Origin of the sequence: Achromobacter seleniivolatilans (assembly GCF_030864005.1) — a bacterium.
GTDB lineage: Bacteria > Pseudomonadota > Gammaproteobacteria > Burkholderiales > Burkholderiaceae_B > Achromobacter > Achromobacter seleniivolatilans.
This window is the reverse complement of record NZ_CP132976.1, coordinates 6,035,525-6,048,167: the sequence shown is the minus strand read 5'-3', so window position 1 is coordinate 6,048,167 and position 12,643 is coordinate 6,035,525. Positions and strand designations below refer to the sequence as shown.

General features: G+C 60.8%; 9 protein-coding genes. 8 read left to right on the top strand and 1 reads right to left on the bottom strand.

The annotated features are described in order from the left end of the window. Positions 1-50: 50 nt before the first annotated feature. On the bottom strand, positions 51-2,411 hold the full coding sequence (locus RAS12_RS27270; RefSeq protein ID WP_371321321.1) for a mechanosensitive ion channel domain-containing protein: 2,361 nt from the start codon (positions 2,409-2,411) through the stop codon (positions 51-53). Between the two features lie 668 nt (positions 2,412-3,079). On the opposite strand from RAS12_RS27270, the gene RAS12_RS27265 reads away from it, so the two are divergent. From RAS12_RS27265 to tssF, 8 genes are all read left to right on the top strand, one after another. Further along, a complete protein-coding gene (locus RAS12_RS27265) occupies positions 3,080-6,790 on the top strand; it encodes an autotransporter outer membrane beta-barrel domain-containing protein (protein ID WP_306943323.1) in 3,711 nt (1,236 codons plus the stop codon). A 384-nt stretch (positions 6,791-7,174) separates the two neighbouring features. Next, on the top strand, positions 7,175-7,402 hold the full coding sequence (locus RAS12_RS27260) for a hypothetical protein (RefSeq protein WP_306943321.1): 228 nt from the start codon (positions 7,175-7,177) through the stop codon (positions 7,400-7,402). A 239-nt stretch (positions 7,403-7,641) separates the two neighbouring features. After that, entirely contained in the window at positions 7,642-7,839 is a 198-nt protein-coding gene (locus RAS12_RS27255) for a hypothetical protein (RefSeq protein WP_306943319.1), read from the top strand. A 32-nt stretch (positions 7,840-7,871) separates the two neighbouring features. Then, positions 7,872-8,300, top strand: a complete 429-nt coding sequence (locus tag RAS12_RS27250; protein WP_306943317.1) for a hypothetical protein — start codon at positions 7,872-7,874, stop codon at positions 8,298-8,300. A 165-nt stretch (positions 8,301-8,465) separates the two neighbouring features. Next, the gene (locus RAS12_RS27245) at positions 8,466-9,404 is read left to right on the top strand and encodes a TagK domain-containing protein (protein ID WP_306943316.1); all 939 of its coding nucleotides are present in this window, start codon (positions 8,466-8,468) and stop codon (positions 9,402-9,404) included. 13 nt (positions 9,405-9,417) lie between these two features. Then, positions 9,418-10,260, top strand: a complete 843-nt coding sequence (locus RAS12_RS27240; RefSeq protein ID WP_306943314.1) for a type VI secretion system accessory protein TagJ — start codon at positions 9,418-9,420, stop codon at positions 10,258-10,260. Further along, entirely contained in the window at positions 10,247-10,759 is a 513-nt protein-coding gene (gene tssE / locus RAS12_RS27235) for a type VI secretion system baseplate subunit TssE (RefSeq protein ID WP_306943312.1), read from the top strand. Before RAS12_RS27240 ends, tssE begins: the two co-directional genes overlap by 14 nt. A 1-nt stretch (position 10,760) precedes the next feature. After that, a complete protein-coding gene (gene tssF, locus RAS12_RS27230) occupies positions 10,761-12,641 on the top strand; it encodes a type VI secretion system baseplate subunit TssF (protein WP_306943311.1) in 1,881 nt (626 codons plus the stop codon). Positions 12,642-12,643: the final 2 nt, after the last annotated feature.

Below are 12,643 nucleotides of genomic sequence, written 5' to 3'. Positions count from 1 at the left end.
GTCATGCTGGAATTTCCAAATCCAGCATGACCCCTCCGCCCGGTTACTCGCTACGCGCGCCGCGTATCTTTATCTGCTTGCGCCTCCGCCTCCGCATCAGATTCCTCGCGCGCTTCAAGCTCGTTGCCCAGCACCTCGGCCGAGTCATCGCCGCTGGCTTCCGGTTTCAAGCGGCGGCGGGTGTGTCCTGCGGCGCGGGCATCTTCGCCCTCGTCGGGCCGCTCGGTCTGCACGGCCACATTGGCAGCAGGCGCGTACCCCCGCTTGTCCTGCCCGAAATAGACCACCGTATGCGGGTACGGCAGCTCGATACCCGCTGCATCGAAGTGCTTTTTAAGGAGGCGGTTGTAGCCGCGCTGAACAGCCCACTGCATGCCCGGTGTGGTCTTGATCAGAATCCGGATGGTCACGCCACGGTCGTTGACCGCCGTGACACCAGCAACCGTGATCTCTTCCAGGATCTCGGGCCCCAGCACCGTATCGGTCATCAGCTCCGCGAAGGCGGCACGCATATGGTCGATGGCATCGTCGACGCTTTCGCGGTGCGCAATGGTGTACTCGCCCAGGTGATAAGAGAAGTCACGCATGTGGTTGGCCACCACGTCCACCGATGAGAACGGCACCAGGTGATAGCCGCCGTCCAGGGTGCGTATACCCACAGACCGTATCGTCATTCGCTCTACCGTGCCGAACACGCCCGCGACTTGCACCACGTCGTTTTCATTCATGCCGTTCTCAAGCTGGATGAAGACGCCAGTGATGATGTCCTGGACCAGCTTCTGCGCGCCAAAGCCGATGGCCAAGCCCACCACGCCAGCGCCAGCGATCAGCGGCCCCACATCGATGCCTATCTGCGACAGCAGCACCATCAATGTCATCGTCACGATGACAATCAGCGCGGCATTGCGAAACAGCGCGAGCAGCGTGCGTTCACGCGCACTGGGCATGCCCCGCCCTTCGCTCTGGCTCAGGCGGTGTTCGATGATGCTGGCAATCACGGTCCAGGCCAGCGCGGCGATCAGCAACACGATGCCAATATTCAACGCCACCTTGATGGCCGCGCCGCCCGCATCCGAAGCGAGCCAGCGCGACAGGTCAAAGGCATGCCAGGCATCCAGAATCAGCAGCACGACAACAATACGAACGACCCAGCCAACCACTTTCAAGATGGCTGGCACGTAAGCGTTCACGCGCGCCTCCAGCAGCGGCAGACGGCGCCGCAGGTCATCCGGCAATTGGATGGGCTTGGCCAACACGGTGTTGAGCAACAGGATCAGCAGGCTGCCCACGCCGATGACAGCCAAGGTTTGGGCGGTGGCGCGCGCCATGAAGGGCAATGCGTTGGTCGGGTCGATCTGGCTGACCACCAGCAGGATGGTGAAGTACCCGATGCCCAGAACATGCCACACACGCGATAGAAAATGCAGCCGCGAGCCCATGAACGTCGCCGCATCAGCGGCGCGGCGGTTCAGGTGTTCGCGCACCGAGTGGCGGTTCTGCCAGATGACGCGCACCGCGTACACATACACCGCCAGCATGATGACCATGCTGGCCAGCCGCCCCAGCGCGGGCGACAGCGACGCCGACATCACCGGATCGACCAGCAGCGTACCGTAGCCCAACGCCGCGACAATGCGCACCAGCCAGGCGTTCCAATATTTGGCCAGATCGTCAGACATGGGCAAAAGACGCAGGTGGGGATGCCGTACAGCGAACACCGTGCGAACCAGCACCTTCACGATCTCAACGGCAACGAAAGCCTGCAAGAACACGGCAGCCAGCGTATCCAGGGCGCCACGGCCGGGCGTACTCCACAGCGCTGCCGCGCCGCCCGCCATGGCGGCAAGCAGCACCACGCCCACATCAATGGCCAGCGCCCCCACGATGGCCCCTGCGCGGCGGTACAACACGCGTATCGAGGCTGGTGCGCCGCGTGTCGGCGGCGCTTTGAACTCAGAGCCGTGCTCGGCCACCCAGCGGTCGATTCGGGTGTAGATGCGCATGGCGATCATCCGCAGCACGAGGAAGGCGATGATCGTCGCCACAGCAGCCAGCATCAGGGGCAGCAAGGCATTGCCTGCGGCGCTGCTATCCATCCGCAGGCTGCGTCCCGCGGCCAGCGCGCGCATGTCGTCCACGCCCTGGCCCATGTCGGCGGCCACGCCGGTCAGAAAACGCTGAACGCCATCAGCCATGCGTTCCTGCAAGCCGGGAGCCGCCGGTTGCACGGTCGCATCCACAGCGCCCGGCGAGCGCGACGGGGCCGGTTTGGTTCCAGACGCCTGCGCACGCAGCTCATCCACCAGCGCCTGACGCGCCTCGGGGTTGTCCAGCAGGTCGGCCAGCGCAGCCGGGGTCAGCGCGGAAGCCGAAGCGGCTGGTTGCTGCGCTTGGAAGGGCGCAGCCGCCATGGCCTGGGCTTGCCAGACGAAAGACAAGCAACTCAGCATCACTGCCAGCAACAGGGCCGCCAGCCAAGGTCTCTCCCGTCGGCGCCGCCAGTGGGTAGCGGCATGAGTGCGGGGCAGGAAAGAAAGGGATGCTGTCGTTGCGAATCTAACCACTAATAAATCTCCTTACGATCAAGGCAAAAAAATGCAGCGCGCGATCGCGGTCGCAACGCCGCTACTGCCTAAATGATAAAGCCCTGCGGTTTCAGAGCAACCCAGGCATGGGTCCGCACCATGCCCGTGCGCTACGCGAAACCCTTACACAGAGCGGGCCGCACAGATTTCCGGATGAGTTAGGTCAAAGCGGTTGCGCTTTCGTACTCGTCCAATTGAACGCTCTTGGCGCCCCGGCAAGAATTCAACCCACATCCGCATGATCGTCCGCGTCTTTCCCACGAACAGTCGGAACTGCGGCTCGGGGTTTGTTGGCGCGACTTAAGAATTGACATCGCATTCTTGAATGCGATGAATTAGAGCGGTACGTAATCTTCCGCACGTACCCGCTGATCGAAAGACGTCAAAAAACTTTTTAAAGCCTAGCCCGCTCGGTGAAACACCCGAGCGGGCCTCTTTACATGTCTACGCAATGCATCGCGAGATGCCTAGAGTTGAAACAAATTCATCAAATAATGAGCTTCATACCCAAACGCAGCACCGTCCACATTGCAGCGGCACTCAGTAAATCAGACCGCCAGTCACATGGCATGTCGGTATCCGCTTCAAGCCGGTCGATTGGATATCTACTTGCGGCCGGCATCTCATGCCTTGCCCCGAACCTGGCGGCTTCCGCCCAATTACGTATCAATGGAACAACCGGAGTCGTAGCGGCGCAATCGATTATTGAAACGGGCACGACAGCAGGAACCAACGGCCACGCCGTTCTCGCTACCAATAGCGGCACGGTGACGAACTCGGGTCCGATCACGATCACGACAGGCGGATCGACGGCATACGGCGTCTTTGTCCAAACGGGCGCTTCTGCTTTTTTCGATAATGCCACTGTCACAACCACCGGCGCGACCGCTTATGGCCTGGACGCCTACAACGCGGGCAGCGAGATCAGGCTGACAGACTCCACGGTGTCAACCTCGGGCCGTGGATCGAACGGCGTCAGAGCTGTGGGCGCCGGCACCATCAACCTGACCGACGTTACAGTTTCGACCACGGGCAACGGGTCGTATGGAATACAGTCCTCTGGCGCCAACTCTCGCGTCAATGCAGAAGGGGTCGCCGTTCAAACGACGGGAACGACTGAAGGCGCAAATTCGTCGGTAGGCGCTATTGCAGAGGGGGGAGGAACCCTGGTCCTTGCCCACTCATCAAGCAACGCAACATCCATCACGACCACCGGCGCACAAGCAAGCGGTTTGTGGGCGCAAACAGCAGGCGCGCTTATTGCGACGGGCGACGACAGGTTATTAGAGGTTCGGACTGCGGGTGCGAACGCTCATGGGGCATTCGCCCATGGCGCCGGCTCGTCAATGTCGTTGACCAACGTGGATATCGTGACCCAAGGCGATGGCTCCCAAGGCGTCCATGCCGATATTGGCGCAAGCATCACGCTGAGTGGCGATATGCAAGCCAGCCGGGTCACTACGACCGGCACGGATTCGGCGGGTGTTTGGGCAGAGAACACGAACGCGTCCTTGTACCTGGGCAACACCGATGTGGCGACAAGCGGCATGCGCGCGATCGGCGCTGGCGTGGCCAATGGCGCTCGGCTGGAAATCAATGGCGGCTCCGTCTTGACCACGGGCGAAGGCGCTATTGGCGCTATGAACAACGGCGGCACTGCTGTTATTGCGCGATCCGCCAATGGGTCGGGAACCGTCATCGGGACGCGCGGTGAGTCGTCACACGGCATCAATGTCATCGCCAACGGCGATACGCGTGCGGACGGAGCAACCATCAGTACGCTCGGTGACCTTGCTGCTGGCGCAAGAGCCGCTGCCGGCGGGTCTCTCACGCTTACAAACTCGACCATAGTCACCGAAGGGTCTCGCGGTTATGGAATGACCGCGATAGATCCTGGCTCGGTCATCCAAGCGAACAATGTGCAGGTCACGACAACCGGCGACCACCTCGGCGCTATCGCAGCGGCCGGAGTGGTCTCTGAATTTGGAGCCAACGTTGCAATCGGCGGCGACAGTAGCGTGACGACCAAAGGCACCCGCGCCATTGGTTTGCTCTCTCAGGTCGGCGGCGATAACAATCAGCCCGATACCGTCCTGACGTTCAACGGCGGCAGCGCTGCAAATAGCGTTACCACCTTGGGAGAAATGGCGCACGGCGCCATGGTGTGTTCGCGCACCGCGGGTTCCCCAGACTGTACGGCTCCGCTCGGCAATGACATCGCTGGCGCAGGCGCTCGCGCGTCGATGGATATCAACGGCGTCAGCCTGTCCACCCAGGGTTCATCGGCCTATGGACTGGTCGCGTTTGGGCAGTCAGCCACTCTCTCGGCCCAACATGTCCGCGTCGACACTGCTGGCCTGGATGCTCACGCAAGCGTCGTTCGGAATGGCGGCCAAGTCAGCATATCGGACAGCACCCTGACTGCAACCGGTGCAAACGCCGCTGCGGTCTTCATGACCGGCCCTGCCGATGTCAATGGAACGGCCACGCTAAGTAACGTCATTCTCAGTGCGGCGCAAGGCGCGTCAGTGGCGGTAGATGGCGGTACGGCAGACCTCAGTCTGCTCAATTCCAAGGCCCAGGTAAATGACGGACGGTGGCTCACGGTTGGAAACGGCCAAGTCGCTGATGCGTCGGTGCTGACCGCGACTCTGGACGCGTCTATCGTCAAAGGCGCCGCAACGACGGCCGTGGGCTCCACATCCAACGTGATACTGAGCAACGGCACGGATTGGGAGATGACGGCAAACTCCAACGTCAGCAACCTGACCAATAACGACAGTCAGATCCGCTTTTCCGCTCCTAGCGGCGTGCCTGCACTCGCATCGAGCTACAAGACGCTTACCGTTGCCAACTACGCCGGCAACGGCGGTGACATAGGCTTGAACACCTACCTGGGCGCAGATGGCGCCCCCTCTGACCGTCTGGTCGTCGACGGCGGCGCCGCCTCTGGCGACACGGGGTTGCGAATCGCCAATACTGGCGGCCCAGGTGCTCACACCCTTGTTAATGGAATTCAGGTCGTCGAAGCCGCGAACGGCGGCATCACGGCTGCGGGTGCGTTTACGCTGCGCAATCGGGTTGTTGCCGGGCCCTACGAATACCGCTTGATCCGCGGCAGCCGAGATGACTCGGATGAGCAAGGTTGGTACTTGCGATCGGAGCAAGAAGTGAAGCCGCCCGTCGAATCAACACCCGAGGCGTCCCCGGACAAGCCTGACGTATCGGTGACGCGACCGCTATACCGTCCCGAAACCGCCGCCTACCTGGCGAACCAGCAGCAGGCCATCGGCATGTTTGTTCACAGCCTGCACGATCGGCTCGGAGAGCCGCAATGGTTGCAAGCCGGCAAGCAGAACGGTCAAGAGGAGCGGCGCGGATCGGCCTGGATGCGCGTCGTTGCAAAGACTGCCGACGCAACCAGCCGCCACAAAGACTTCGGCGCAAAGAGCGACAGCTCGCTCATTCAAGGCGGCGGAGATATTGCACGCTGGAATATCGGTGGCGAGCATGCCCGATTGCACCTTGGCGGAATGCTCGGTTATGGCGAGGCCCGCAGCGACGCAAGCGCAACGGGAAATAGCGCGAAGGCGCGCGGCAAGACCGAAGGCTGGAACGTGGGTGCGTACGGCACGTGGTATCAAAACGACGAGAATAAGTTGGGCTGGTATGCAGACGCCTGGGCGACGTATGGCCGATTTAAAAATACGGTCCATGGCGACTCCATGCCACAAGTGCGCTACGACTCCGATGTGCTGACCTTGTCGGCCGAAACCGGCTATGCCTTGAAAGTCAGGCAGGATTCGGACTGGATTGTCGAGCCGCAGGCACAGATGATCTTCGTTCGCTACGGCCAGGACGATGTTGCCGAATCGAACGGCACCCGTATCACGGACGGCAACGATCGCAACGGTTGGATGTCCCGGCTGGGCGTGCGCACCCATCGCACTTGGGAGACCAGCTCCGGCAAACTCATACAGCCATACCTGACGTTGAATTGGTGGCACGACAACACAAGCAACGCCCTTGCATTCAACGGCGTGACGGTTGGAGATCTGCTTCCCAAGAACCGCTACGAAGCGAAAGCAGGGGTCAATGCCAAGTTGAGCAGCGGTTGGTCCGTTTGGGGCAACGTGGGGCACCAGTTGGGCAGTCAGAGCTATTCCGAGACGACCGTGCGAGTGGGCGCCAAGTACACCTGGTAGTGACTCGCCGCCATTGCCTGGCCCCATGGCGCCAGGCAATGGCACTGACAACCACAAAGGCGTGGGCCGTATACAGACATACGGCCCATTTTTTTGCAGTAAATAGGCCCAGTCTCATGCAGACGTTTATTTCTAAAAATGATGTGCCGTGGCCGCAAATTGACTCGTGCAACAACCAGAGGCTGTTTAAAGGGCTGACCACGAAGTAAATTCATATTACCGATAGCCGCAACTGCGGATGCAGTATCGATACGCCGCCTGATGCGCGGCGATGCGTTTCCAGCCAACACGGACGTCATGTCCAACTCTGGCCAAGTCTGAGCCCAGACTCAGGCGCCAGATCGGCCGTCTGTTTCCGTCCCTTCGATAAGGCCTGAAGAATCCATGCCAGAACGATCTCTTAATCGCCTCCGTGGAAAAATCCTTGCAGTCGCCTATGCCCTGAATCTCACGCTAAGGCAGCAGGCCAACGGCGCGGAGACGCGGGCGGAGATTGCGGCCTTTCTCGATGCGATGGAAGCGTCCATGAGACGTAGCGATTCGGTGGACGCGGCAATCGGCGTCGCGCGAATTCGAAAAGCATTGCTGGGCAAGCCGCCGGCCGCGGATTGATCTGCGCATGTTTCAAGATATGGCTTGAATCTCGAACCAGTCCTATTGTCGGTGCGTTGCTCCAAGCCTACAGTCCCAACAAGACTATCGCTCATCGAATGGCGCGCCACGAGCGTCGCCAAAATTCATGACCCCCATACAACTACATGAATATGCCCTCCCCGACATCGACAACTGTGCGTTGGAGCTGCCCCGCTGCCTCGGCTCTGCTTGCCCTCCTCCCGCGCAGGCGCCGTGCGGTGCTGATTGCCACCAGGAACCTGGGGGCACTGCACGCGTCGCTCAAATCCTCTCAAGTCAGTGGCGCGCTGCCGCAAGTTCTGAAAGTAATGGGATCGCTAGAGGTTCACTATTTGAAGGACGAGGCCGGAGTGCTGATCGAACACATTCAGCAATCATCGACCTCTTCAGCGCGCAATCGCAGCCACCCGCATTGACGGCCATCAGCCACAACCAAGAGGACTATGTCTTGTTGCGCAGAGACGAATATCTGACGTTGCTACAGGGATCGACGCAAGCCATCGGCGCCGTATCGCAAGCCACTGCACCTGCCCCCTCACGCCCGTCGACTTCAGCATTGCTGGCCAAGCCCTTGTTGACTGACGCGGCGCGCCGCACTGCGGCGCTTGCCGAGTTGGAGTTAATGACGCCACGCACGGTACCTGCCGACGGCAGCATTCCCCAAGAAGTGCTGGAAGAGGCTACCAATAATCATTGGCATCTGCCGCGGGCATGGCGCGAATACCTGAGCATCTCTGTGCAGGAGGCCGCAGCACGGGCAGCCATTTCCGACCGTAGCTATGGCGAACTGGAAAGCGGCTTTCCCAGGCTTAACAAAGCACGCAAGCAAGTGGTCGCTTGCGGATTGTCGCTACGGGATCAGCAACTGCTCATCTGAGCGGCTTTCGGCTGTCAGCGGCTCTTCATAAGCGGGCCAATGCCAATGTTGCGCTGCATATCAGACAGCGCCGATGGCAAGCACGCCCCCCCCTTCATACGATGGCCCCATCGCATTCTGGAAACCCCTCCCGCCAGGGAAGGGGCTTTGTTTCGCGCCTATACCATGACTCATTCCACCGTAGAAAGAACTACGCCCATCGCTTGGGGAATATGGCTGTCCGCACATGCCGGCCAGCCGTATGAAGGCATGCACGTGCACTCCCTGCAAGAGCAGCCCCTGTGCCTGCATGCGGTGACTGGAAAGCTGGTTCCCTATGACGCATTGGGCGTCACTGGCACCGAGCATTCATTGTTCGGCGTGGGTGACGATCAGCGCGCCTGGGTCCAGAATTCCTGCGCAACGCTTTCGTGCCGCGTCAACGGCGCTGAGATGCGTCCGGGCGAACGCTGGGCGCTGGCGGACCGCGACGAAATAACGGTTGGCCTGGCTCGCCTGTCGGTCTTGGAGGCCGACTCGCCTCAGCAGTGGGACGCCTGGGGCGGTAGCCGTCCGGGTCACGTGCTGGATGACGAGGCTGCTGCGCTAGAGGCTTTGCGCGCGCTGAACAACATCGAAATGCACACCGGCGCCTTTTCGCCCGAAGACCGCCGGCACAGCCGCGGCGGGGCGGCAGCGGACGTGACTCCAAACGAGACACAGGACCCGCTGCTGTCGCTGGCAACCGAGTTCGATCAAGCCATTCTGGGTACGCATCAAGGGCTGCGCCCTATGCACGCGGCCGCGCCCGGCTTGCCCAGCAGCACCCTGCCCCCGCCGCCTGATCCGTTCGAAGATGCTTCGGACCGGCCCACCACGCGCATGCTGCTGGAAGGACTGCTCCCCGAAGCGACCGATATCGACAGCATTTTGGGGGACATGAACGAATTCAACGAATCGCAATTGTTTGCTCCGACCCCGAACCAAGATGTGCTGCGTCTGCTTGCCGAGCAATCCGCCGCCCACTTGCCAGAAAAGAATATCGCTTCGCTGGCGCGCCGCGAACACCACGATTTGTCTATCGACAGTCACTTCGAGCAAGACCTTTCCGAATCCACGCACTGAACAGTAGAAAACTATGTTGAAAACCCAAGCCCCCCTCTCTGAATCGCGTGACTCGCTGCGCCAGTTGCTGCATGGCCGATCGCTCGCTAGCGCCATTGAGGAGGCCACGGGGAAAATTCAGCATCAGCCCGGGTCCATTGATCTGCGCTGGCTTCTGTTCCAACTGCTGTGCATCAGGGGCGACTGGGTCCGTGCGTTGAAACAGCTGCAAATCTGGGCAAGCCTGAACTCCGAACACTTGCGCACGGCTCAAATGCTGCGCGAATTGCTTCGTGCCGAGGCCTATCGCGGCGAAGTCATGAAGGGCCTGAAGGAACCCGGCTGGCTGGACGAGCCCGCCCCTTGGTCCAAGCAGTTGGCGCAAGCCATAGGCGCCATGGCAATCGGCGACGTTGAGCGTTCCGATGAGCTCAGAGGCCAGGCGCTGGACCTGGCCCCGGATGCAGCGGGCCACGCCAATCCCGGCAACGAATTCGCATGGATCAGCGATAGCGACTCGCGTTTGGGCCCCCATTGCGAACTGATGTTCTCTGGCGGCTATCGCTGGGTGCCCTTTTCCCGGATTGCCAAGCTGTCGTTTCCTCCGGTGGAAGGCGCGTTGGATCTGATCTGGCGCCAGTGCAAGGTGACGCTGCGTGATCAGAGTGAACTGAGCGCCTACATGCCTACGCGTTATCCGTTCGTACGCGAAGAGACAGATGCGCAAAGCCTTGCCGCCGTCACGACATGGTCTGACCAAAGCCAAACGGCCGTCATCGGCACTGGCCAACGGACCTGGATTACCGATTCCGGAGATATCGCGATGCTGAGCGTGCTCAGCATGCATTTCGAGGGGCAATCCATTGAATGCGCGTGAGGCGTTCCCGAAAGTCCGCTACCTACCTTCGCTATTCGACCGCCTTCGCGATAACGAACCGCGCTCCAAGCATGAACGCCCGGACGCGTATTCGCCCAATGCTGCGGGCATGCAACGGCTGATCCAGCGCGATCTGGCCTTGCTGCTCAATACCTGCAATCTGGGTGCGGCGCTGGACACGGCACGATATCCCCAGGCAGCGCGTTCGGCCGTGAACTATGGGCTGCCGCCGCTGTCTGGCACGCTGCGCGCCAGTCACAGTCCGGCCACCATCGAAAAGCTGGTGCGCGACACCATCGTGACATTCGAGCCCCGCTTGATCCCCGAGACCTTGTCGGTGCGCGTGCTGCCTCAGTCGCGGCGCGGCACCTACAACGTCATTCAACTCGAGATCAAGGCGCTTATGCACTGGTCGCCTTATCCGCTGGAGTTTCTGGTGCAAAGCAGGTACGACCTGGAATCCTCGCACGCCTCGATAGACGGCCGGGACGGCTTCTGACATGGATCCAAAACTACTTGACTACTACAACAGCGAGCTGACGTATTTGCGGGATCTGGCCGGCGAATTCGCCGAGGCCCATCCCAAGGTCGCTCGCAGGCTCGGCATGCAGGGCGTTGAAGTCGCCGACCCGTATGTGGAACGCATGATCGAGGCGTTCTGCTTCATGGCCGCGCGAGTGCAGCTGAAGCTGGACGCGGAGTTTCCCCGGTTCACGCAGCGCCTGCTGGAAGTGGTCTACCCCAACTACGTCGCACCCACGCCATCGATGAGCGTTGCCCGCTTGTATCCGGCCACGCGCGAAGGCGACTTCAGCAATGGCGTGCAGGTACCGCGGCACAGCGTGTTCCGATCGGCGATCACCCCGGGCGAACAGACGGCCTGCGAATTCCGCAGCAGCCAGGATGTGATGCTGTGGCCTATCGAGATTTCGAATGCCTCGCTAACGATCGTACCGCCCGACCTCCCCGACATGCGCAGACACCTGGCGGCCGGCCAGCGCCTTCAGGGTGCGCTGCGCTTACGTCTTCGCACCACCGGCGACATCAAGTTTTCGCAATTGCGCGGACTTGATGAGCTGTGCTTCTACATCACCGGTGACGAGCGCATTACCTCGCATCTGTTTGAACTGATACATGTGGGCTGCGTAGCCGCAGTCGTGCGCGGCACAAACGCGGACGAGCATACGGGCCACGTCATCACCAAACAAGCGGTCACCCATGCCGGGTTGAGCGCTGGCGAAGCGCAACTGCCTACAGGATGGAACGGATTTCACGGCAATAACCTGATCCAGGAATACTTTGCCTTCCGCCAGCGCTTCTACTTCTTCAATGCGACTCAGCTGGCGCGCGGACTGGCCTCGGCCGACTGTCAAGAAGCCGAGATCATTCTGTTGCTGGACCGGCTGCCCCAGTCGCTGTCTACGCACGTCAACGCATCGCGCTTCGCGCTGTTCTGCACCCCAATCGTCAACCTGTTCGAGAAGCGCGCCGATCGCGTCGAGATCGACCGAGCCAAGACTGAATTCCACTTGGTTCCCGACCGCAGCCGCCCCTTGGACTACGAAGTATTTTCCGTGCAGCGCGTGGTTGGCCAGCAAGCCAAGACGGCGAGCGAAGTGGTATTCAATCCGCTGTATCACACGTTGCACAGCGATCTGGGCAACAACGGGCGTTACTTTTCCGTGAATCGGGAACGACGCATGCTGTCCGACAATGCCCGCAAGTACGGAACGCGCACGCAGTATGTCGGCACCGAGGTCTATTTGTCTTTAGTGGACCAATACGAAGCCCCTTATGGCGGAGACATCCGCTATTTGTCAGTCGACGCGCTGGTGACCAACCGCGATCTGCCCAGGCTGATTCCCCATGACGGATACAACGATCTGACCATGCGCGAGTCTGTTCCGATCGAACGAGTCACCCTGCTGCATCCGCCCAGTGTCCCGCGCGAACCTTACGCGCACGGCGAGGCGGCCTGGCGCTTGATCCGCCAATTGAGCTTTAACTACATCCCGCTGGCCGACCTGGACGAAAGCGATGGAGGCCAGGCGCTGCGCAACATGCTCAGGCTGTTCCTGCACGCCGGTGAAACCGACCTTTCCAATCAGATCGACGCTCTGGTCGGTTCCCGCATCACGCGAGTGGTGCGCCGGCTGCCGCGTCACGCCTTGATGGTCTATGGACGTGGCGTCAATTGCAGCCTGACAGTGGATGAAACCGGATTCTCTGGTGTCAGCCCCTACCTGTTCGGCCTGATTCTGGAGCAATACATCGCTCGCCACGTCTCCATCAACGTATTCACCGAGACGTCATTGCGCTCCATTCAGCGCGGAGATGTGGCTAAGTGGTCGCCAAGGCCAGGTGGCCGCAGCGTCGTCTGACC

Excerpts from the sequence above, each read along its gene's own strand:
- RAS12_RS27240 (WP_306943314.1), top strand. The coding sequence starts at position 9,418 with ATGTTGAAAACCCAAGCCCCCCTCTCTGAATCGCGTGACTCGCTGCGC.
- RAS12_RS27245 (WP_306943316.1), top strand. The coding sequence starts at position 8,466 with ATGACTCATTCCACCGTAGAAAGAACTACGCCCATCGCTTGGGGAATA.
- tssF (WP_306943311.1), top strand. The coding sequence starts at position 10,761 with ATGGATCCAAAACTACTTGACTACTACAACAGCGAGCTGACGTATTTG.
- RAS12_RS27265 (WP_306943323.1), top strand. The coding sequence starts at position 3,080 with ATGAGCTTCATACCCAAACGCAGCACCGTCCACATTGCAGCGGCACTC.
- RAS12_RS27270 (WP_371321321.1), bottom strand. The coding sequence starts at position 2,411 with ATGGCGGCTGCGCCCTTCCAAGCGCAGCAACCAGCCGCTTCGGCTTCC.
- RAS12_RS27260 (WP_306943321.1), top strand. The coding sequence starts at position 7,175 with ATGCCAGAACGATCTCTTAATCGCCTCCGTGGAAAAATCCTTGCAGTC.